This is a genomic window from Aureimonas sp. AU20 (assembly GCF_001442755.1).
Lineage (GTDB): Bacteria > Pseudomonadota > Alphaproteobacteria > Rhizobiales > Rhizobiaceae > Aureimonas.
On record NZ_CP006369.1, the window covers coordinates 359,897 to 381,773 of the forward strand.

At 67.8% G+C, this 21,877-nt stretch carries 21 protein-coding genes; 6 read left to right on the top strand and 15 right to left on the bottom strand.

Features of this window, described 5'->3' with window-relative positions:
• Position 1: 1 nt before the first annotated feature.
• The 5 genes from M673_RS20740 to M673_RS20760 are packed head-to-tail and all read right to left on the bottom strand — an operon-like array spanning position 2 to position 4,661.
• Positions 2 to 988, bottom strand: a complete 987-nt coding sequence (locus M673_RS20740) for a branched-chain amino acid ABC transporter permease (protein WP_061978614.1) — start codon at positions 986 to 988, stop codon at positions 2 to 4.
• Positions 985 to 1,872, bottom strand: coding sequence for a branched-chain amino acid ABC transporter permease (locus tag M673_RS20745; protein WP_061978615.1), 888 nt, complete (start codon positions 1,870 to 1,872; stop codon positions 985 to 987). Before M673_RS20745 ends, M673_RS20740 begins: the two co-directional genes overlap by 4 nt.
• A gap of 5 nt (positions 1,873 to 1,877) precedes the next feature.
• On the bottom strand, positions 1,878 to 2,591 hold the full coding sequence (locus tag M673_RS20750) for an ABC transporter ATP-binding protein (RefSeq protein ID WP_061978616.1): 714 nt from the start codon (positions 2,589 to 2,591) through the stop codon (positions 1,878 to 1,880).
• Positions 2,584 to 3,417: an ABC transporter ATP-binding protein gene (locus M673_RS20755; protein ID WP_061978617.1), complete on the bottom strand. Its 834-nt coding sequence runs from the start codon at positions 3,415 to 3,417 to the stop codon at positions 2,584 to 2,586. The genes M673_RS20750 and M673_RS20755 overlap by 8 nt, the downstream gene beginning before the upstream one ends.
• 11 nt (positions 3,418 to 3,428) lie before the next feature.
• Positions 3,429 to 4,661, bottom strand: a complete 1,233-nt coding sequence (locus M673_RS20760) for an ABC transporter substrate-binding protein (protein WP_061978618.1) — start codon at positions 4,659 to 4,661, stop codon at positions 3,429 to 3,431.
• A 302-nt stretch (positions 4,662 to 4,963) separates the two neighbouring features.
• Here M673_RS20760 and M673_RS20765 point away from each other — a divergent pair, with 302 nt between their 5' ends.
• A complete protein-coding gene (locus M673_RS20765) occupies positions 4,964 to 5,875 on the top strand; it encodes a LysR family transcriptional regulator (RefSeq protein ID WP_061978619.1) in 912 nt (303 codons plus the stop codon).
• A 37-nt stretch (positions 5,876 to 5,912) separates the two neighbouring features.
• Here M673_RS20765 and M673_RS20770 read toward each other — a convergent pair whose 3' ends face one another.
• The 8 genes from M673_RS20770 to M673_RS20805 form a co-directional block, all read right to left on the bottom strand.
• A complete protein-coding gene (locus M673_RS20770; protein WP_061978620.1) occupies positions 5,913 to 6,230 on the bottom strand; it encodes a hypothetical protein in 318 nt (105 codons plus the stop codon).
• A gap of 190 nt (positions 6,231 to 6,420) precedes the next feature.
• A complete protein-coding gene (locus tag M673_RS20775) occupies positions 6,421 to 7,146 on the bottom strand; it encodes a class II aldolase/adducin family protein (RefSeq protein WP_061978621.1) in 726 nt (241 codons plus the stop codon).
• The gene (locus M673_RS20780; RefSeq protein WP_061978622.1) at positions 7,143 to 8,531 is read right to left on the bottom strand and encodes an FGGY-family carbohydrate kinase; all 1,389 of its coding nucleotides are present in this window, start codon (positions 8,529 to 8,531) and stop codon (positions 7,143 to 7,145) included. The genes M673_RS20775 and M673_RS20780 overlap by 4 nt, the downstream gene beginning before the upstream one ends.
• The gene (locus M673_RS20785; protein WP_082639935.1) at positions 8,528 to 9,601 is read right to left on the bottom strand and encodes an ABC transporter permease; all 1,074 of its coding nucleotides are present in this window, start codon (positions 9,599 to 9,601) and stop codon (positions 8,528 to 8,530) included. Before M673_RS20785 ends, M673_RS20780 begins: the two co-directional genes overlap by 4 nt.
• Positions 9,594 to 10,625, bottom strand: a complete 1,032-nt coding sequence (locus M673_RS20790; protein ID WP_061978623.1) for an ABC transporter permease — start codon at positions 10,623 to 10,625, stop codon at positions 9,594 to 9,596. Before M673_RS20790 ends, M673_RS20785 begins: the two co-directional genes overlap by 8 nt.
• Entirely contained in the window at positions 10,618 to 12,111 is a 1,494-nt protein-coding gene (locus M673_RS20795) for a sugar ABC transporter ATP-binding protein (RefSeq protein WP_061978624.1), read from the bottom strand. Before M673_RS20795 ends, M673_RS20790 begins: the two co-directional genes overlap by 8 nt.
• Positions 12,112 to 12,173: 62 nt before the next feature.
• A complete protein-coding gene (locus M673_RS20800; protein ID WP_061978625.1) occupies positions 12,174 to 13,178 on the bottom strand; it encodes a substrate-binding domain-containing protein in 1,005 nt (334 codons plus the stop codon).
• 16 nt (positions 13,179 to 13,194) lie between these two features.
• Positions 13,195 to 14,217: a LacI family DNA-binding transcriptional regulator gene (locus M673_RS20805; RefSeq protein ID WP_061978626.1), complete on the bottom strand. Its 1,023-nt coding sequence runs from the start codon at positions 14,215 to 14,217 to the stop codon at positions 13,195 to 13,197.
• Between the two features lie 203 nt (positions 14,218 to 14,420).
• Between M673_RS20805 and M673_RS20810 the strand changes: the two genes are divergently transcribed.
• The 5 genes from M673_RS20810 to M673_RS20830 all read left to right on the top strand — a co-directional run bounded on the left by M673_RS20810 (position 14,421) and on the right by M673_RS20830 (position 19,581).
• Positions 14,421 to 15,323 carry a sugar phosphate isomerase/epimerase family protein gene (locus M673_RS20810; protein ID WP_061978711.1) on the top strand — a complete coding sequence of 301 codons (903 nt, stop codon included), beginning with the start codon at positions 14,421 to 14,423 and terminating at the stop codon, positions 15,321 to 15,323.
• A 406-nt stretch (positions 15,324 to 15,729) separates the two neighbouring features.
• Positions 15,730 to 16,353 carry a DUF2076 domain-containing protein gene (locus M673_RS20815; protein WP_061978627.1) on the top strand — a complete coding sequence of 208 codons (624 nt, stop codon included), beginning with the start codon at positions 15,730 to 15,732 and terminating at the stop codon, positions 16,351 to 16,353.
• A 93-nt stretch (positions 16,354 to 16,446) separates the two neighbouring features.
• Positions 16,447 to 17,106, top strand: a complete 660-nt coding sequence (locus M673_RS20820) for a DedA family protein (RefSeq protein WP_061978628.1) — start codon at positions 16,447 to 16,449, stop codon at positions 17,104 to 17,106.
• Between the two features lie 365 nt (positions 17,107 to 17,471).
• Positions 17,472 to 19,043 (top strand): TerC family protein, encoded by a 1,572-nt coding sequence (locus M673_RS20825; protein ID WP_061978629.1) that lies wholly within the window; start codon positions 17,472 to 17,474, stop codon positions 19,041 to 19,043.
• A 160-nt stretch (positions 19,044 to 19,203) separates the two neighbouring features.
• Positions 19,204 to 19,581, top strand: a complete 378-nt coding sequence (locus tag M673_RS20830; protein ID WP_061978630.1) for a hypothetical protein — start codon at positions 19,204 to 19,206, stop codon at positions 19,579 to 19,581.
• A 193-nt stretch (positions 19,582 to 19,774) separates the two neighbouring features.
• Here M673_RS20830 and M673_RS20835 read toward each other — a convergent pair whose 3' ends face one another.
• Both M673_RS20835 and M673_RS20840 read right to left on the bottom strand, forming a co-directional pair.
• Entirely contained in the window at positions 19,775 to 21,178 is a 1,404-nt protein-coding gene (locus M673_RS20835) for a sensor histidine kinase (protein ID WP_061978631.1), read from the bottom strand.
• Positions 21,171 to 21,842 (bottom strand): response regulator transcription factor, encoded by a 672-nt coding sequence (locus tag M673_RS20840; protein WP_061978632.1) that lies wholly within the window; start codon positions 21,840 to 21,842, stop codon positions 21,171 to 21,173. The genes M673_RS20835 and M673_RS20840 overlap by 8 nt, the downstream gene beginning before the upstream one ends.
• Positions 21,843 to 21,877 lie beyond the last annotated feature (35 nt).

Sequence of the window (21,877 nt, forward strand, 5' to 3'; positions counted from 1 at the left end):
ATCAGCCGCCCTCCCCGCCGAAGCGCCGCCCGAAGCGCGAGGCGAGAAGCTCTCCGACGAGGCCGCGCCGGAACAGGAGCACGCAGACCATGAAGATCAGCCCGGTGATGACCGTGACCGGGAAGGCCGAGGTGGCAAGAGAGTTCTGGATCGCCACGACGAGGCCGGCGCCCACGATCGGCCCGAGCATCGTTCCGATGCCGCCGAGCAGCGTCATCAGGATGACTTCGCCCGACATCTGCCATGTGACGTCGGTGAGCGTCGCGAACTGGAAGACCAGCGCCTTCATGCCACCTGCGACGCCCGCCAGCGCCGCCGACATGACGAAGGCCGAGAGCTTGTAGGCGCTGACGGAATATCCCAGCGAAATGGCGCGGTTCTCGTTCTCGCGGATCGAGCGCAGGATCGTGCCGAAGGGCGAGTTGACGATCCGGTAGATCGCGAAGATCGCCGTGAGGAAGATCGCGAGCACGAAGAGATACATGGCCATCGGGTCGGACAGATCGACAAGGCCGAGCGCCCGGCCGCGCGGCACGCCCTGCAGCCCGTCCTCGCCGCCGGTGAAGGGCGCCTGGAGGCAGAAGAAGAAGATCATTTGCGAAAGCGCCAGCGTGATCATCGCGAAGTAGATGCCCTGGCGGCGGATAGCCAGCGCGCCGATCACGAGGCCGAGCAGGGCGGCGGCCGCCGCGCCGGCGAGGACGCCGAGTTCGGGCGTCAGTCCCCATTCCTTGACGGTGTAGGCGGTGACATAGGCCGCGCTGCCGAAGAAGGCAGCATGGCCGAAGGAGAGGAGGCCGGTATAACCGAGCAGAAGATTGAAGGCCGCCGCAAAGAGCGCGAAGCACAGGATCTTCATGAGGAAGATCGGATAGAAGAAGAAGGGCGCGGCAACGAGAAGCCCGACCGCGACGAGGAGAAGCGCGAGCTTCGCGCCGCCGGAGCCCGATCGCGCCGACGAGGAATTCGTCGCCGAAAGGCTCGTCATGCCGCCCTCCCGAACAGGCCTGCCGGGCGGATGAGCAGCACCACGGCCATGATCACGAAGACGACGATGTTGGAGGCCTCGGGGTAGAAGACCTTGGTCAGCCCCTCGCACAGGCCGAGCAGGTAGCCGGTGGCGATGGCGCCGCCGATCGAGCCCATGCCGCCGATCACCACGACCGCGAAGACCGTGATGATGATGTTGGTGCCCATCAAGGGGCTTACCTGGTAGATCGGCGCCGCCAGGATGCCGGCGAGACCGGCCAGCGCCGCTCCGAACCCGTAGGTCAGCGTCAGCAGAAGCGGCACGTTGATGCCGAAGGCGCGCACCAGCTGGGGGTTCTCGGTGGCGGCCCTGAGATACGCGCCGAGCCGCGTCTTCTCGATCAGCGCCCAGGTGGCGAGGCAGAGGACGAGCGAGGCGAAGACGATGAAGCCGCGATAGTTCGGCAGGAACATGAAGCCGAGATTGGTGCCGCCGGTGAGAAGCTGAGGCGGCGCATAGGGCTGACCCGAGGCGCCGTAGTAGTAGCGGAACGTGCCCTCGATCACGAGCGCGAGGCCGAAGGTGAAGAGGAGGCCATAGAGCGGATCGAGATCGTAGAGACGGCGCAGCGCGACGCGCTCTATGAGGGCGCCGAGCAGCCCGACCACGAGCGGCGCCAGGATCAGAGACGGCCAGAAGCCGATGCCGGCCACCGACAGAAAGAGATAGCCGGCGAAGGCGCCCAGCATGTATTGCGCGCCATGGGCGAAGTTGATGATGCGCAGCAGCCCGAAGATGATGGCAAGCCCCAAGCTCAGCATCGCGTAGAAGGACCCGTTGATCAGCCCGACGAGCAATTGCCCGAGAAAGGCCTGCACGGGCACGCCGAAGATCATCGTCATTCCGATCACACTCCCAGCGTTTGCGTCATCTGCGCCATGCGGTCCGGCAGTTCGGCGACGGCGAAGCCGTCCAGCACGCGCCCATGGTCCATGAGGTAGAAGCGGTCGGCCACCTTCGCGGCGAAGCGGAAGTTCTGCTCCACCAGAAGCACGGTCATGCCCCGCGCCTTCAAGACCTGAAGGATCTCGCCAATGCGCTGCACGATGACCGGCGCCAAGCCCTCCGTCGGCTCGTCGAGCAGCAGCAGCTTGACGCCGGAGCGCAGGATGCGCGCGATGGCGAGCATCTGCTGCTCGCCGCCGGAAAGCTGCGTGCCGCCACTCTGGCGCCGCTCCTTCAGATTGGGAAAGAGCGCGTAGATTTCCTCCACGCTCATGCCGCCCGGCGCCACGATCGGGGGGAGCAACAGGTTCTCCTCCACCGAAAGGCTGGCGAAGATGCCGCGCTCCTCCGGCACGAAGCCGAGGCCGAGCCGGGCGACGCGGTGCAGCGGCACTTTCAGGAGATCGTGGTCCTCGAAGCGCAGCGTGCCGCTGCGCTTGGGCAGAAGCCCCATGATGGCGCGCAGCGTCGTGGTCTTGCCGACGCCGTTGCGCCCGAGCAGCGTGACGGTCTCGCCGGGGAAGATGTCGAGATCGACGCCGTGCAGCGCCTGGCTTTCTCCATACCAGGCCTGGAGGCCGCGAACGCTGAGCAGCGGCTGGGCGCGGTCAGACATGGTCGGTTCCCATATAGGCGGTGCGCACGCGCTCGTCGGTGGAGACGGTGCGATAGTCGCCCGCCGCCAGGATCTCGCCGCGTTGAAGCACGGTGACGCGGTCGCAGAGATCGGCGACGACCTTCAGATTGTGCTCCACCATCAGCACCGCGTGGTTGCGGGCGACCTGTTTGATGATAGCGGCGATGACCTCGACATCCTCGTGCCCCATGCCGGCCATCGGCTCGTCCAACAGCAGCACCTTGGGCTCCAGCGCCAGCGTGGTCGCGATCTCCAGAACGCGCTTGCGCCCATAGGACAGGCTCGCCGCCGGACGGTCGCGCGCTTCGGTCAGTCCCACCGCGTCGATCAGCTCCATGGCGCGCGCGTTCAAGCGGTCGAGGCTGGAGAGCGGGCGCCAGAACTGGATGGCGAGCCCGTTCCGGCGCTGCAGGGCGACGCGGACATTCTCCAGGATCGTCAGATGCGGAAAGGTCGCCGAGATCTGGAACGAGCGAACGAGCCCGAGGCGCGCCACCTTGGCCGGCGGGGTCTTGGTGATGTCCTCGCCCAAAAGCGTGATCGTGCCTGATGTCGGCTGCAGGAACTTCGTCAGGAGGTTGAAGACGGTGGTCTTGCCCGCCCCGTTCGGGCCGATCAGCGCGTGGACCTCGCCATGGCCGACGTCGAGATCGACATCGCGGACGGCGGTGAAGCCGCCGAAGTCGCGCCTGAGGCCCCGGCAGGACAGGACGGTCTCGCCCTTGGCGAGGCCACGGCCGGGCGCCGCGTCCCCGGCGCCCCTGGCAAGGGCGCCGGGATGGGCGGTTGAGAGAATGCCGCTCATGCCCGCGCCGCTTACGGGGTGACCAGCGGGCAGTTGCTCTTGGCCGGATCGAGATAGGCCGTGTCGCCCGGCACGGTGGCGAGGACCTTGAAATAGTCCCAGGGCTTGGTGCTCTCGGCGGGCTTCTTCACCTCGAGAAGATACATGTCGTAGATCATGCGCCCGTTCTTGGCGACCTTGCCGCCGCGCGCGAAGACATCGTCCACCGGCATCTCATGCAGGGCGGCCGCCACCGGCTCGGTCGCGTCGGTCTTGGCCTTGTCGATGGCCTTCAGATACTGCAGCACGGCGGAATAGGTGCCGGCCTGGATCATGTTGGGCATGCGCTTGGTGCGCTCGAAGAAGCGCTGCGAGAAGGCGCGCGAGTCGTCGTCGCGGTCCCAGTAGAAGCCCTCCGTCAGCGACAGGCCCTGCGCCGCTTCCAGGCCGAGCCCGTGGACCTCGGCGAGGGTGAAGAGGAGCGCCGCCAGCCGCTGGCCGCCGGCCACGATGCCGAACTCCGCCGCCTGCTTCACCGCGTTGGACGTGTCGAGACCGGCATTGGCCATGCCGATGACCTTGGCGCCCGAGGACTGCGCCTGAAGCAGGAAGGAGGAAAAGTCCGTGTTGGACAGGGGATGGCGAACCGATCCGACAATCGTGCCGCCGCTCGCCTTGACGAAGTTCGAGGTCTGCTCCTCCAGCGAGTAGCCGAAAGCATAATCAGCCGTCAGGAAGAACCAGCTGTCGCCGCCCTGCTTGACCAGTGCGCCGCCGGTGCCGACCGCCAGCGCATGGGTGTCGTAGGCCCAGTGGAAGCCATAGGGGCTGCAGGCCTTGCCGGTCAGGTCGGTGGTCGCCGCGCCGGTGACGATGTCGATCTTCTTCTTCTCCTTCGACAGGCCCTGCACGGCCAGCGCGACGGAGGAGGTCGTCAACTCCATGATGGCGTCGACTTGTTCGGTGTCATACCATTGGCGCGCGATGTTGGAAGCGATGTCGGGCTTGTTCTGGTGGTCGGCGGTGATGACCTCGATCTTCTTGCCGAGAACCGTACCGCCAAAATCCTCCACCGCCATCTTGGCGGCCTCGAAGGACCAGCGGCCGCCGAAATCGGCATAGACGCCGGACTGGTCGTTCAGGATGCCGATCTTGACGATGTCGTCGGAGACCTCCTGCGCCTTCGCTTGCATCGAAGTGCTGGCCGCCAGCGCGAGCGTCGCGCCTGCCAGGACCGTCCGTTTGAGCCTGCCGGAAACCGTCATCGTTCCTCCCTTTCGTCGATTCCATCGATCGCCTGTCGGGAGTGTCGAGGGCCGCCTCTGGCGACCGCCGGGCCACCGCGCGACGCGCAGGGCTACAGGCGGCGTCGGATCGACCGGCCGTGCTCGTCCTCCCCGCTTTCCCGCCCGTCTTCGCGCGCGCGTCGAAAGCCTCCTCACTGCCCTGCCGTCCCACGGGGCGATGAGGATGCGAAAGGCTAGCATCAAGCGGATGGGTTAAGAATGGCGTTTTTGGTACAAGCCTTGTACGAAAACGTAAGCGGAAGCCGGCTCGGGAGATTGCATTGCAGTTCGATTGGGACGATCTGCGCCATTTCCTGGCGGTTGCGCGCACGCGCCAACTCTCCGCCGCCGCGCGACGGTTGCGCAGCAATCACGTGACCGTGTCCCGGCGGATCGACCGCTTGGAGAAGGCGCTCGCCATGCGCCTCTTCGAGCGCTCCGCGCGCGGCTACACGCTGACCATTCTGGGCGAGCGCCTCGTCGCCCATGCCGAGCGGATGGAGCGGGAGGTGGAGGGCTTCGGGGAGACGATCCTGGAAGCCGGCGGCTGGGCGAGAGGCGTGGCGCGCCTGTCGACGCCGGAGGGCTTCGGCAATTTCTTCCTGGCCGAACGCCTGCCCGGCTTCGCGCGGGCCCATCCCGGCCTTCTCGTGGAATTCGTGACGATCCAGCAGATCGTCTCCCTGTCGCGCCGGGAGGCCGACCTGTCGGTGACGCTGAACGCGCCCGGCGCCGGGCCTTATCTCAGTGAGCGGATCGCCGGCTACCGGCTCTTTCTCTACGCCTCGCGCGACTATCTCGCCCGGCACGGGCCGATCGGCACACGGGGCGAGGTGAACCTTCATCCGCTGATCGGCTATGTCGAGGACATGATCTTCACGCCCGGCCTCGACTATCTCTCCGAGATTCTGCCCGGCATGCGCGCGGGCTATCAAAGCTCCTCCATCCAGGCCCAGTTGCAGGCGGTTCTGGCGGGGTTCGGGATCGGTATCCTGCCCTTCTTCATCGCCTCGCGCCACGCCGAGCTCGTGCCCATCCTGCCGCGCGAGCTGCATCTGGAGCGGGACTACTGGATGAGCTCCCACGAAGATCTCGCCGCCGCCCCGCGCATCCGGGTGCTCGCCGATTTTATCCGGCGGCAGGCGATCGAGTTCGGCCCCATCTTCCGCGCCGAAGCGCTGCTCGGCGCCTGAGGGCCGAGCAGCGCTTGCGTGGCCTCGGGCCGCGAGATCAGCGACGCTGCGGCGGCGCCGACCAGGTTTCGGCCTCGTCCACATAGGCCTTCCCCGCCTTCTTGTCGTAGAGGCAGAGTTTCGACAGGGACGAGCCGCGCGTGCGGTCCGACACCAGCATCGCGACCATGCCGACGCGATCGTCGAAGCCGACGATGGTGGAGGGCCGGGCGTTGCGAATGCCGCTGGCCGCGAGACAGGCCTTGGTCACGCGCGCGTCGAACTCGGCCCAGGCGTCGGCGCTCGATGCCAGCGCCGGGCCGGAGATCGCGGCGACAGTCAGACCGAAGACCAGGGGAACGGTGGGGATGCGCATGTCGTGTCGTCTTCCGATGTCGTTGCTGGAGTTCTCGCTCAAGAACAAGCGTGCGGGAGCAAGCCGACGGTTTGATGGCCTCGGTTGATGAGAGTTCGAGGAGATGCCAAGCGCAATGGCGCTCGCCAATGGAGCGATGCGGCGGCAAGGCTCCCGAGGGGCGGCGCGCGCCGCCCCTCGCCGCTCAAGCTCAGGCGCTCATACGGGCCTTGGGATCGGTGCTCTCGGACTTGGCGCTCGGCGTGTCGTTTACGCCGTCGAGATCGGGCGCATGGCCGTAGCTCATGTTCTTCATCTGCTGGATGACGCGCGCCATTTCCTCGTCCGGCAGCACCGGCGGCTCGCCGAGGACGCGGGCCTGCACATAGAGGCGCGACAGCGTCTCCACCTCGACCGCCAGCGCCAGGGCGGCGCCCAGCGTCTTGCCGAGCGCGATCTGGCCGTGCTGACCGAGCAGGCAGGCGAGCCGGTCCTCCAGCGCTTCGAGCGCGGCGTCGGACAGGGCCTGCGTGCCGAAGGTGGCGTAGCGCGAGCAACGGATCGTGGTGCCGCCGGCGATCGCCGTCATGTAGTGGAAGCTCGGGATCGCGTGGTGATGCACGGCGAGCGTCGTCGCATAGACGGAATGGCAGTGAAGCACGCAGTCGATATCGGTGCGCGCGGCGAGAATGTCGCGGTGGAAGCGCCATTCCGACGAGGGGCGCCGCTGCCCCTCATAGGTGCCGTCGAAGAACATCTGCACGAGATCGCCCGGCTGCATCCGGTCGTAGGGCAGCGAGGTCGGCGTCACCAGGAAGCCCGCCGGATTGCGCACGGAAAGATTGCCGGCGGTGCCCTGGTTGATGCCGGTTTCGTTCATCCGGCGGCAGGTGGCGACCATTTCCTCGCGAAGGGCGGCGTCGTCATAGGCAGTCATGAGGCTTGGCTCCAGGGTCTGGACCGGTCGCACCAGTGCGACCAGTAGGACAAGAGATCGGGCAGGTCGGAAACATCGGGCGTTTCCGCACTGAGCGGCGCGGGGGCGGCGCGCGTTTCGTGGCCGGCGAGAAGGGCCGCCCCGGTCGCCGTTCCGTGCGCGTCGCGGTTGACGAGAACTCGGGCGGCCGGGTTGAGCGCGGCCAGGATCGCGCCGAACAGGGGATCGCGAACTAGCCCGCCGTCGAGAACGAGCGTGCGGGCCGGCGGCAGGTCCCGCAAGCATTGATTGGCGAGCATGGCGGCGTAGAGAAGGCCGAGCGTGAAGCGCACGGTCGCGTCCCCCGCCAGCGGACCTTCGACAAGGCCGCGCCGCGCGGTGCCGGGAAAGAGCCCGTCGTCCCCGCCGAAGGACGGCAGGGCCAGCGTCCGGCTGGCGACGATGCGCCTCAGCGCCTCGCGCGTCGCCGGCCCGCGCGCCTCGCCCGCCACGGCCGCGAACTCCCGCCCGCCCATGGTCAGCATGCCCGGAACCGGGCGGCCGAAGACATCAGCATTGCAGGCGCGGCCGGGCGCTTCCCGGTCGAGATCGACGCCGGACCGGTCCGTAAGCGCCACGATCCATGTGCCGGTCGAGACCACGGTGAGATCGGACAGGCCGGCGGCCTGATAGCGGTAGAAATTGGCCGAGGAATCGTGAATGCCGCACAGGACGCGCGTGTCCGGCGACAGGCCGCAGCGCGTCGCCAGCGCTGGCTTCAGGGGCCCAAGCGTCTCATAGGCGCGGCGAAGCGGGGGCAGAAGGCGCGCCCAGCCGCGCCGCTCGACGAGCCGCGCGGGGGCCGCGTCGGCGCTCGACCAGAGATGCGATTGCGCGCCAAGGCTCGTGACCTCGCCCGCCGCCACGCCGCAGAGGCGAAAGGCCCAGTATTGCGGCAGCGCCAGAAAGGCGCGCGCCCCGGCGAAGACATCCGGCCAGCCGCGCTCCAGCCAGAGCATCTGGCGCGCCAGATGGGCCGAGCCCAACATCACCGCGCTGCCCCGCTCGCGAAACGAGCCGACCATGGCGGCATAGTCCCGCACGACATCCGCCGGCGGCTCCTGCTCGTAGTCGATCATCGGCATGGCCGCGCCGCTCTCATTCACCAGCACGCCGCCCGAACCGTGCGAACAGGCGACGATCGCCCCGATCGAATGGCGCGTTCCTAAGTCGGCGAGGCCATCCAGCAGCCAGGCTTCCAGGGCGGCGAGGTCGTGATGGCGGTAGGGCGGCCCGTCCACCACGAGATTGGGCGCCGACATCTCCTCCAGGATCGCGCCGTCCGGGGTGGCGGCGAGAAGCTTCACATTGGTCTTGCCGACGTCGAAGACGGCGACGACGCTCATGCCGCACCCTCCCCGCGCTTTCGCAGGAGGCCGGCGAGCGCGGGCAGATGCGGGCGGATCGACTGCGCCACGACGACGGCGATCAGCGTGCCGCCCCAGATGGCGAGGGTCAGGTAGTTCGACAGGCCGAACTGGTTGAAGCCCGAGGAGATGACCTGGAGAATGGCGAGCGCCACCATGAGCCCGCCCACCGTGCCGAAGCCGCCGAACGGATCGACCCCGCCGAGCACCGCCGCCAGAATGGTGACGAGGAGATAGGACTGCGCATAGTCCGCGCTGGCGGAATTGAAGATCACCAGCATCACCAGCGCGGCGACGAAGCAGACGAGGCTGGACAGCGTGTAGACGCCGATCAGCACCCGCTTCGTGTCGATGGCGGAATAGCGCGCGGCCTCCATGTTGGAGCCGATCATGTGGCAGGCGATGCCGAAGGCGGTCTTCTTCAGGACCAGCCCCACCACCACGGCGACAAGCACCATGACCACGAAGACCAGCGGCACGCCGAACAGGCTGGAATTGCCGATGCGCGAGACGAGGTCTGGTACGCCCGACAGCGCCATGCCGCGCGTGAGATAGATGCTGATCCCGTCGATCAGCGACTTGGTGCCGAGCGTGATGAGGATCGGGTGAACGCCGGTATAGGCAATGAGCGCGCCCGTCAGGAGGCCGATGACGAGGCAGAGAAGGAGGCCCGCCGCCAGCGCCAGCGCGACGCCGGCCAGCACCGCCCCGCCGCCCGCCCCGGCGGGAATGGCGTTCTGCATGACGAAGACCATCAGCAGCGCGCATTGGTTGGTGGTGGCGATGATCGCCAGATTCAGCCCGCCCGTGATGAGCGGCACGATCATAGCGAGCGACAGAAGCCCCAGAAGCGGCATCTGGAACATGAAGGACTGCAGCGTGCCGAGGCTGGCGAAGCCCGGAACCGCCAGCGAGAAGGCCAGCACCAGCGCGACCAGAAGGCCGGTCAGGCCGAGATGGGCGCCGGGAACGCCGGCACGCAGCCGCGCCATGAAACCGGCGATGGCGCCGTCGTCGGCCAGGGGATGGGACGTCCGGTTCTCAAGCATGGGCGGCCTCGCCAAGGGTGCGATGGCGCCGACCGCGCCGGGAGGAGAGAACGGTGAGCGAGGTGGAGGCGAGGATCGTGAGGCCGATCACGATCTGGAAGAAATAGGACGAGACGCCCAGAAGGTTCAGCCCGTTCTGCAGGATGGCGAGAAGCACGATGCCCAGCAGCACGCCCGGCACGGTGCCGATGCCCCCCGTCAGGCTGGCGCCGCCGAGCACGGCGGCGGAGAGGACGGCAAGTTCCGTGTTCGCCATGGCGTTGGGCACGCTTTCGCCCACCCGGTGGGCCTGGAGAAGCCCGGCGAAGGCGGCGAGAAACCCGAGGAACCCGTAGGCCACGAAATGGAGATGGCCGATCGAGATGCCGATGCGCCGCGCCGCTTCCGTGTTGCCGCCCATGGCGTAGAGCTGCCGGCCCACCGCCGTCTTGTTCATCAAGGCCCAGGTGCCGAGGCTGACCACCACCATGGCCATGATGGGCAGCGTGACGCGAACCAGATCGCCGTTCGCCATCTCCGTCTCGTAGAAGGTGACGCGCGTCGTCCACCAGTCCGGCAGGTCGTAGATCGAGCGCCCGCCCGAGAAATACATGAGAAGCGAGAAGGTGACGCTCATCATCGCGATCGTGGCGATGATGGAGGGAATGCGCACGAAATGGATCAGCGCCGCGTTGAGACAGCCGAGCGCGGTGCCGAGCGCCAGACCCAGCCCGATCGCCAGCGGCGCGGGAAGCCCCATGCGGGCGGCGAGAAGCGCCGCGACATATTGCGACACGGAGGCGGTGGCGGCGAAGGAAATGTCGATGCCCCCAGAAACCAGCACGACGAAGAGGCCCATCGCCATGATGGCCTGCACGGAATAGGTTTCCAGAAGGTCGATGACGTTGGGCAGCGTCAGGAAGCCGGGCGCCATGGCGCCGAAGAACAGGACGGCGAGGACGATGACGCCGAAGAGCCAGGCTTCGGGGCGGCGCCGAAGGCGCGACAGGGCGGCGCGGCGGGGTCCGTGCGGGTGATCAGGCATAGATCCTCTCCTCCAACTCGCGCTCGCTGGTGCGCCCGGGCACGACCTCGTCGACGATCCGCCCGGCGCGCATGTGCAGCACCCGGTCGCAGGTGGCGAAGGCCTCGCTCACCTCGTCCGAGATGACGATGATGCCGACGCCCTCGCGCGCCAGCTCCGCCACGATCTCGTAGATCCCCTGCTTGTTCTTGATGTCGACGCCCACCGTCGGCGCGTCGAGAATGAGCACGCTCGGCCGCGTCGCCAGCCATTTGGCGAGCACGACGCGCTGCTGGTTGCCGCCCGACAGGGTCTGCACGGGACGGTCGATGTCCGGAACCTTGATGGCGAGGCGACGCACCCAGTCTCTCGCCAGATCGGCGCGCCGGCGGCGCGGGATGAGGCCCGAGCGGCCCGCGAGATCCTTCATCACGGCGAGGCCGACATTGTCCTCGATCGACTGCGGCAGGATGACGCCGAGCGACAGGCGGTCCTCCGAGACATAGGCGATGCCGGCGCGCACGGCGTCCCGGTTGGAGCGCAGCGACAGCGGCGCGCCATTGAGGCGGATCGTCCCGCCCTCAGTGCGGTGCATGCCGAACAGCGTCAGCGCCAGCTCCGTGCGCCCGGCGCCCAGAAGCCCGACGAGGCCCAGCACCTCGCCCCGGCGAAGGGTGAAGCTGACGTCTGCGAACTCGCCGCGCCGCGACAGGCCCTCCACCGTCAGAAGCGGCTCGGCCGCGCTCATGTCGCGCGCCGCCACGCCATGGTCGATGTCGAGCCCCGTCATCAGATGGGCGATGCGGCGCGGGTCCATCTCGGAGACCGGCCAGGTCCCGACCTTGCGCCCGTCGCGAAACACGGTGACGCGCTCGGCGATCTCGACCACCTCCTCCAGGCGGTGCGAGACGAAGACCACCGCGATCCCGTCCGCCTTCAGCCGCGCGACGATGGCGAGCAGTCGGTTCACCTCGGCGCGGGTGAGCGAAGCGGTCGGCTCGTCCATGAAGATCAGCCGCGCTTTTGCCGCGAGCCCGCGCGCGATGGCGACGATCTGCCGTTCGGCGACGGGCAGGTCGGAGACCAGCGCGGACGGCTCGAGATCGAAGGCGAGCCGCGCCAGCACGGATTTGGCGAGGGCGCGCATGCGGGCGGCGCGAACCGGCTTGAGCGCGCCGCCGAGATAGGCGTCGATCGCGATGTTCTCGGCGACCGACAGGTTGGGAAACAGCGACAGGTCCTGGAAGATGACCTGGATGCCGAGCGCCTTGGCGCGCGCTGGCGTCAGCGGCAGGACGTTCTCGCCCTCGATCTCGATCGTGCCTTCGCTCGGCGCGTGGACGCCGGCGATGGCCTTGATGAGCGTGGACTTGCCGCAGCCGTTCTCGCCGACGAGGCAATGAACCTCGCCCGGGCGCACGTCCCAGTCGATGCCCTCCAGCGCGCGCACGCCGCCGAAGCGCTTGGACAGGCCCGTCAGTTTGAGAAATGGAACGTCATCCGCCATCGGCCGCCTCCCACCGTCCGAAATGAGGAGCCGGCGGCCCGATCGGGCCGCCGGAGCAGGGGTCAGAGGCCGAGCGCGACCAGACGGTCGATATTGGCCTTGTCGAGGGATTCGAGCTTCTGGGCCTGGATCAGCCGCTTGTCGGGATAGACCCGCACGGGGCCGACGCCGGTGATCTCCATGTTGTCGGTGGGCTCCTTGCCCGCCGCCAGCAGCGAGGAAAGCTGCGCGAAGACCTCGCCCGCCGTCAGCGGGTTCCAGATATAGCCGCCGCGAATGACGCCGGATTTGACGTATTTTGCGCCCTGGCCCGGCGAGAAGCCGCCGACCAGCGCGATGCTCTTGGCCTTGCCGCGATCGTCCAGAACGCGCCCGGCGCCGATCGGGCCCTGGCTGCCGAAGGTCAGGATGCCCTTGAGGTCCGGGTTGGCGCGCAGCTGGTCCTGCGTGGTCTTGATGCTTTCGTCGAGGCTTTCGGCGACGCCGAACCGATCCCCCACCATCTGCATCTTGGGATATTTCGTCTTCTGATAGGCGATGGCGGCATCGGCCCAGGCGTTGTGCAGCGGCACGGTGAGCGAGCCGACATAGACGATATACTTGCCTTCCTCGCCCATCTCCTTGGCCAGAAGGTCCATATGCGCCTGGCCGTAGGCCTCGGTCGTGGTCAGCTCGAAGTCCCAGTCCTTCTCCTTCTGGTCCGGCCCTTCGTGGGCGAGGACCTTGATGCCGGCGGCGCGGGCGCGGCCGAGCACGGGCTCGAGCGCGGCGGAATCGTTGGGCACGATGCCGATCACGTTGACCTTGCGGGCGATCAGGTCCTCGATGGCGCGGACCTGCTGGGCCGCGTCGGCCTGCGTCGGGCCGACCATCCAGGCATTGACCTTGTACTCCTTGGCGCCCTTCTTGATCCCTTCCTCCATCGCGTTGAACCAGGGAATGCCCCCGATCTTCACGACGATTCCGGCCTGCGGCTCGGCGCTCTGGGCCAAGGCGGCGGGGCCGGCGAGCGAGAGGGCCAGAAGACCTCCCATGGCCGCGAGAGCGCGGCGGCGCGACATCAGCATGTCTTATCCTCCCGTGTCATGAACCCGCCCGGCCTCCCCGCCGGTGCGGGACCCGCAGTGTCGAGCCGCGGATGGTGACGGCGCATTCGAGGCGCCTTGTTTCTTCAGGGGACTCATGGCCGTCCATGCGCCGGCGCAACAGCGCCCAGGCGGCCTTGGCCATGTCCTCCACCGGCTGGCGCACGGCGGTGATGCCGGGCGAGACGAGCCGCATCCATTCCATCTCGTCGAACGAGGCGAAGGCGAGATCGGCCGGAATCCGAAGCTCCAGCGCGCCGATCAGCCGATAGGCCGCGAGCGAGGTCATGTGGTCGAGCGCGAACAGCGCGCCCGGCCGCTCGCGCTCCAGGCGCTCGCGCAGGCGAGCCGTCGCCTCCTCGCACTCGAAGCCGACTTCCAGCATCTCGGCGCGCATCGAGCCCGCCTCGGCGGCGAACCCGTCCCAGCGCTCGCGCACATTGCTGATGGCGAGACTGGTGCCGACCACGAGGCAGCTTTCCGTCCCGGCCTCCGCCATATGGCGCGCGAGGGCGCCGGACGCCGGCCCGTTGTCGACCGCCACGAGATCGAAGCGGCTGTCGTCGGGAATGCGGTCCGCCACCACGGCGGGAACGGCGAAGCCGGCGGGCAGGCGCGACGAGAGCGCCCCGTCGCAGGGAATGACGATCAGCCCCGCCGGGCGCCAGGCGCGGATATTGGCGAGGCGGTCGGCCTCCTCCTTGGGGTCGTTCCGCGCCGAAACCACGGCCAGATCGAACCCGCCCTCGCGCGCCTCGTGCTCCAGCGTGGAGACGAAGGCGGCGAACATGGGATTGGTGAGGTCCGGCACCACGACCGCCGCCAGCGCCGCCTTGCCCGAGCGCAGGCGCGAGGCGGCGATGTCGGTGACGTAGCCCAGTTCCTCGACGGCGGCGCGCACCCGCTCAGCGAAGTCGAGCGACACGCTCGCCTTGCCGTTGATGACGTTGGAAACCGTGGCGATGGACACGCCGGCTCGCTCCGCCACCATGCGGATGGACGGCGTTTGTTGTCGCGACATGGACGCCCCTCCCAAGACGAACCGAGCCCAAACTTCGATTTGAACGCCAATAAAACGTTTCATCGAAGGCTAGACACGGGTCCAGACTTTGTCAATCATGCAGATCAGCAGCCGAGCGTCGGGCTTTGCTGCAGAGCGAAAGAACAGTTCGCGTTTGCGAGACTGCGCACTTGCAAAAGAACGAGACGTACCGGGAGGACGACATGAACAAGCTGGGTGTACACGCGCTGGTCTGGGAAGCGGGCTGGAGCGAGGCGGAATGCGCGCGGGCGATCGGCAAGACGGCCGAGATCGGCTTCGACTTCATCGAGGCGCCGGCGCTGGACCCGAGCCTGATCGACCCGGTCTTCACCCGCCGCCAGCTGGAGCAGGCCGGCATCGGCATCAACTTTTCGCTCGGCCTCGGTTTCGAGGACGACATTTCCTCCGGCGACCCGGAGAAGCGCGCGCGCGGCAAGCGCAAGCTGGAGGACGCGATCGCCGTGTGCCGCGACTGCGGCGGCGAGAACATCGGCGGCATTCTCTACTCCGCCTTCGGCAAATACGCGGTGCAGCCCACCGCCGAGGGCATTCGCCAATCGGCCGAGACCCTGGCCGAAGTGGCCGAGATCGCCGCGCGCAGCAACATCACGCTCGCCCTGGAAGTGGTGAATCGCTACGAGACCAATATCTGCAACACGGCGGCGCAAGGCGTCGAAATGGTTCGGCTGATCGGCGCGCCGAACGTCAAGGTCCATCTCGACGTCTACCACATGAACATCGAGGAATCCGACATCGCGCAGGCGATCGTCGAGACCGGCGACGACATCGGCTATTTCCACACCGGCGATTCGCATCGCGGCTACATGGGCTCGGGCACGATCGACCTCGCCTCCGTGTTCCGCGCCCTGGTGCGCTGCCGCTACCAGGGGCCGATCACCTTCGAGAGCTTCTCCTCGCGCGTCGTCGGCCAGCCGCTGGAAGGCATTCTGGGCATCTGGCGCAATCTCTGGGAGGACAGCCACGACCTCGCCTCCCACGCGCTGATGTACACCAAGGCCCAGCTCAAGGCCGCCCAGGAAGCCGAGCGCCAGGCGAACGAGCGCAGCCGGCTGCCGCTGGGCTGAGGCCAACGCCCCTCTCCCACCCCGAATAATCGAAGGGCGACGACGCGTTCGTCGCCCTTTGCCGTTCCATCCACTCCCGAGCCGCGAAAAAATTCGCCCCCGCACCGGATGGAATCCGCCGCTCCCGCGTATACGGGGCATGAAGGTTCGAAGTCCCGACATCCTCCCCCCTCGGTCCCAGGCTCTGGCGACCCGATGATCGGCACGCTCGCCTTCAGCGGCTCCCCCTCGCGGGATCCGCGTGTTCTCTCCGAGCGATCGCGAGACCGTCCCGGCGCCAGCGTGGCCCCCGCCGCGCCTCATAGGCGACGTGCCGACGCTCCTCGACCTCACCTTCCCCCTCTTCCGCTTCTCGTCCGCCCTCGCGGCGGCGCAAGCTCGCGGCTTCATCAAGGAGACCTAAGGCATGGACACCAACGACCGTCAGGCCATCGAGCAGCTTTTCACCAAGCTCGAAGGCGTGGAGCGTCAGGCCGGGCCGCGCGACGCGGAGGCCGAAAGCTTCATCGCCTCGCGCGTTTCGCGCCAGCCGGGCGCGCCCTATTTCATGGCGCAGACCATCGTGATGCAGGAAATGGCACTGGAAAGCGCCCAGCGCGAGATGGAAGAGCTGCGCCGCGCCAAGGCGGCCGAGCCGCAGTCCAGCGGCGGAATGTTCGGCCGCCTGTTCGGCGGCAGCCAAACGCCTGAGCGCGCCGCCGTGCCGGCCGCCGGCCGAGGCCCCGCCGCCGCAGCGGGTCCCTGGGGTGGATCGGCCGCCGCCCAGGCTCCTCAACAGGGCTATCCCCAGCAGGGCTACGCTCAGCAGGGGCGCGGCGGCGGCGGATTCCTGGCCGGAGCCGCGCAGACCGCGATGGGCGTCGCCGGCGGCGTGCTTCTGGGCAATGCCATCGGCGGCATGTTCGGCGGGTCGGAGGCATCGGCCGAGACAGCCGCCGCCGAGCCGGCCGCTGCGGACGAGCCGCAGGTCGAGGAAACCTCCTACGACGACGGCGGCTTCGACGATTTCGGCGGCGACGACGAGATCTGATACACTCTCTCCATCGGCACGGGCGGGGCACCTCCCCCGCCCGTGTCCTTTGTTTTCGCGACGCGCTAGCGCCGCCCAAAGAGATGGAACGTGATGGAAGCCTACATTGCCGAAATTGGCCATTTCGTGCGGACCCATCAGGGATGGGCCGGCGTGATCGTCGGCCTGATCTCGTTCGGCGAGTCGCTCGTGTTGGCCGGGCTCCTGATTCCGGCGACGGCCATCATGCTGGTGATCGGCGGCCTGGTCGGCACGGGCGTTCTCGATCCGGTGACGGTGCTGGTCGGCGCCATCCTGGGCGCGATCGTCGGCGACATCGTCTCCTATGCCCTCGGCCGCTGGCTCGGCCCCGGCATCGTCCATCGCAAGCCTCTGCGGCGCTACCGCCACGCCGTCGCCAAGACCCGGCTCTTCTTCCGCAAATACGGCTTCGCCGCCGTTCTGGTCGGCCGTTTCCTCGGCCCCATCCGCTCCACCGTGCCTCTGGTCGCGGGCATGATGGCGATGAATCAGGTGCGGTTCCAGATCGCCAACGTCCTTTCCGCCGTGCTCTGGGCGCCCTTGATGCTGGCCCCCGGCTGGATCGGCGCGCGCGGCCTGTCCGAGCTCGAATGGGTCGGGGGCGAGCATATGCTGGCAGTCGTCGCGCTGGTGATCGTGGTGACCGGGATCGGCACGGCCTATATCGGCAAGCACCTTGCCAAGCGCGCCAAGCCCCGGCGCGTGCGCGCGGCGGCGCAGCCCGGCCTCTGAGGCTTTGACTGGAAATGCGGCGGACGGTCCGCAAGCGATCGTTCGCCGCTCGATGCTCGCCGTCGAAACGCTCCGCCCCTGGACGGACCAGACGTTGACGCCAATATTGCCGCGATGATCGCTCCTGAAACGAGTGGCGCCGACGCGCCCGGCGCTGCCGACGGCTCCGTCGGCGAAGACCCGCCCAGTCCGGCTCACCGAGCCCGGCTGGCGCCTGGACAAAGTGCCGGCAGGGACGTGCGTCCCCAATCCGAACCGTTGACATCATCTCTCCAGGCCTTCGTGCCGGAGCGCGACGTCGCCGGGAGGCTCACCGCTTCCGGCGGCGCGCCCGCATCTGTCCCCCACAAAAGGCCCTGATCTCCATGGAATGGATCGCAGACCCGAACGCTTGGATCGGGCTCGCGACGCTTGTCGTGCTCGAAATCGTCCTCGGCATCGACAATCTCGTCTTCATCGCCATCCTGGCCGAGAAACTGCCGCCCGAGCAGCGCGACCGCGCCCGGCTGATCGGCCTTTCGCTGGCGCTGGTCATGCGCCTCGTTCTGCTCGCGTCGATCTCCTGGATCGTCACGCTGACCAGCCCGCTCTTCTCGGTCGGCAGCTTTTCCTTTTCGGGGCGCGACCTGATCCTCATCGTCGGCGGCGTGTTCCTGCTCGCCAAGGGTACGATGGAGCTGCACGAGAGGCTCGAAGGGCACGAAGCGAAGACGGGCGGCGTGCGCGTCGAGGCCGTGTTCTGGCAGGTGATCGCGCAGATCGTCATCCTCGATGCCGTGTTCTCGCTGGACAGCGTCATCACCGCCGTCGGCATGGTCGAGCATCTGATGGTCATGGTGATCGCCGTGATCGTCGCGATGGCAATCATGATGCTGGCCTCGAAGCCGCTCATGGCCTTCGTCAACCGGCATCCGACCGTCGTCATCCTGTGCCTCGGCTTCCTCCTGATGATCGGGTTCAGCCTCGTCACCGAAGGGTTCGGCTACCACCTTCCCAAGGGCTATCTCTACGCCGCCATCGGCTTCTCCGTGCTGATCGAGGCCGCCAACCAGTTTCGCAGCCGCAAGACGGACAGCGAGTTCGCGGGGATGGACATGCGCGAGCGCACGGCCGCCGCCGTGCTGAAGCTTCTAGGCGGTCGCCGCCGGGGCGAGGCGCGGTTGGAGCCCTCCGCCCTCGGCGCGCCGGATGGCGAGGAGGCCGCCGTCTTCGCCCCGGCGGAAACGGACATGATCCAGGGCGTACTGACGCTCGCCGAGCGCCCGGTGCGCACGATCATGTCGCCGCGCGCCGAAATCCAGTGGATCGACCTTGGCGAGACGCAGGAGGAGGTCCGCGCCGACATTCTCGATCTCACCCATTCGACGGTGCTTCTGTGCCGCGACGGGCTCGACGGGTTCGTGGGCGTCGCCGCCACAACCGATCTCCTGCATTCGCTAGCCGAAGGTGCGACCGTCGATCTCCAGGCGAAGATGCGCCAGCCCGTGATCGTCCACGAGGGAACCAGCGTTCTTCGGCTGATGGAACAGTTGCGGCGATCCTCGACGCCGATTTCCATCGTCGTGGACGAATACGGTTCCGTCGTGGGCGTCGCGACCCCGACCGACATTCTGGAAGCCATCGCCGGCGAGTTTCCCGACCGCGACGAGGCGCCCGCCGACATGCACCTGACCGAGGACGGCAGCTGGACGCTCGACGGCTTCGTGGATGTTCACCGCGCCAGCGCGGCGCTGGGCGTCGATCTGGTGGACGCGAGCCATCGCTACACCACGCTGAACGGCTACATCGTGTGGAAGCTCGGCGACATTCCGCGCGACGGCCAGCGGTTTCGCGCGGATGGGCTGGAGATCGAGATCCTTGCCATGAAGGGCCGGACCGTGGACAAGGCGCGCCTGCGACTTCTCGCGGCCGAGGCGGTGAGCGAGATGGCGGATTGAACCCGCTCGGAACACACGCCGCCGGACAGGCCGCTTTCGGCATCGGGCGTTCCACGGCCCAGGCGCGTCCGGCGCTCACGCTCAGTGCGGGTGGGTCGAGACTCGACGGCTGCGGGGCGCACGTGTTTCGAACTGAGGGTCCGTTCCGAAGCGGCAGCGCATGTCCGGCTTCCGGTCTCCGCACCCCGGTCGATCCATGACGGGTCCGGGACGGACGTTCGCGCTGGCCCGAGCCAAGCTTCGCAACGCGATCGACCAGAGATGGCGGGGCCACGTCCCGCTCGCGCGCTTGCTGTTCGTGGACATGCTGGTCTGGGGCACGATCCTGAACCTCACGACCACCGGCGCGTCGCTGATCCTCTTGGCGTACGACGCCCCGATCTGGGCGGTGATCGCCGTCTGGCTTTCGTCCTGGCCCTGCAACGCCTTCCTATGTCTCAGCGTCTGGCGCACGGCCGACCGCGCGAAACGAGGCGTGCTGCCGGTCCTCGCCGGCCCCCTCGCCACGATCTGGGCGCTCGGAATTTCCGTCGTCTGACACGCCGTCTCCGTTAAGAGGCTGTTTGGAAATTCGGCGGCGGAGGGCCGGCGAGGGATTTTTTGATGTCGCAAGGCGCCAAACGTAGTCGATGCCGGCGGCATCGGCGAGGATTGGCAACGAAGTGATGGCGGAAAAGAACCGTCGGACCGGCCCGACCGAGTTTCCAAACAGGCTCTAAGGACGGAACGCGCTATCGCGTCACGGATAGGGGAAAGGCGACCTGGAGAGCGAGGCCGGGGGCGTTGTCGGAGGCTGTCACCGAGGCCCCGTGCAGTTCGGCGATGGCCGCGACCATGGCGAGTCCGAGGCCGGTGCCGGGCGTGCTTCGGCTGCGATCGAGCCTGTAGAGGCGCCGGAAGATGCGCTCCCGCTCCGCCTCGGGAACGCCGGGTCCGTTATCCCCAACGCAAAGCAGAGCCTCGCCCTCGGCGCGCCGCAGCGAAACCACGATGAGGCCGGGCTCGGGAACATGGTTGATTGCGTTCTCGACGAGATTGACGAGGAGCTGGGTCAGGAGATCGGCGTCTCCCTCGATGAAGGCCTGATCCTCGATCTCGGCTTCCAGCCGATGGCCGGCGTCCTGCGCGACGTCGCGGTAGATGTCGCAGACCCGCTCCGCCACCTCGGCCAGATCGAGCGTTCGAAACCGCGCGCGCCGGGCGCCGCCCTCGACCTGCGCGATGCGCAGAAGCGCGTTAAAGGTCTCGATGATCGTGTCGGCCTCCTCGATCGCGCCCTCGATCCCGCTCGTGAACTCGGCCCGGTCCTCCGGTGGGCGGCGGCTCAGGAGGTCCAGCCGCTGGCGCAGCCGGGCGATGGGCGTGCGCAGGTCGTGGGCGATGTCGGTGGACACCTGCCGCAGACTTTCCATCAGCGCCTCGATGCGCGCCAGCATCCCGTTGATGTCAGAGGACAGGCGGTCGATCTCGTCGCCATTGGCGGTGATCGGCAGGCGCACGGCAAGGCGGCCCGACACGACCTGATGCGTCAGGCCCGCGATGGCGTTCACCCGCCGCACCGGCCCTCGCGTGATGAGATAGCCCCCACACAGCGCCACGATCGTGATCGCAAGGCACCCCAGAAGCAGGCAGCCCAGCATGATCTCCTGCGTCTCGTGCAGGACGTGGGAGTTCCGGCCGGTCAAAAGCCGAAAGTTTCCCAGCCTTTCGCCATGGCTGAACAGGCGCACCTCGCCGTCCGTGTTCATGGCCGCCGCGTCCATCAGGTCCTGGCTCTGGCGGACCACGGCATCCCCCATCCGGCCCTCGAACCAGCCCTCGCGCCAAAGCTCGGCGGGAATGTTGCCGGAAAGGAAGTCTCCGTTCTCGTCCAGGAGGAGATAGAAACTGTCGCCCGGCGCGCCTTCGGAGCGCTCGCGAACCGCCAGGCTCAGCTCGCGCCCGCCGCCCTCGCGATAGGCGGAGCGGAAGGCGGCCATGTCGTGCAGGATCTCGCGCTCGGAAATGCCGCGGATCTCGCTGGTCGCGAAAGCGTAGGCCGCGCCCATGATCGCGGCCACCGACACCACGAACAGGACGGCGTAGGAGGCGGCGAGGCGGAACGAGATCGTGCGGAAGACGGCGAATTCAGGCATCGAGCATATAGCCGGAGCCGCGCACGGTGCGGATCATCTCGGTGGCGAAGGGCCGGTCGATCTTGGCCCGCAGGCGGCTGACATGCGTTTCCACCACATTGGTCTTGGGGTCGAAGTGAAAGTCCCAGACGCGCTCCAGCAGCATGGTGCGCGTCATCACTCGCCCCCGGTTGCGCATCATGTATTCCAGAAGGCGGAACTCGCGCGGCTTCAGGTCAATCGGCGCGCCCCCGCGCGTCACCGCGCGGGAGAGAAGGTTCATCCGCAGCTCGCCGATTTCGAGCACCGTCTCCTCCCGCCGGCTCGGCGCCCGGCGGACCAGCGCGTTCAGCCGCGCCATGAGTTCGGAAAAGGCAAAGGGCTTCAGGAGATAGTCGTCCGCGCCCGCCTCCAGCCCCTCGACCCGATCGTCGATGCCCCCGACCGAGGTCAGAAACAGGATCGGCACGTCCCGCCCGGCCGAGCGCAGCGCGCGCACCAGCGACAGGCCGTCGAGCCTCGGCAACATGCGATCCACCACGAGCACGTCGTAGCGCCGCGAGCAGGCCAGTTCCAAGCCGGTCGGGCCGTCCGGCGCGTGGTCGAGTTCGTGCCCCTCCTCGCGCAGGCCGCCCGAAACGTAATGCGCGGTCGACGGGTCGTCCTCGATCATCAGGATCTTCAAATGCAGCCTCGTCCCGCTTCGCTGCGAACTATACC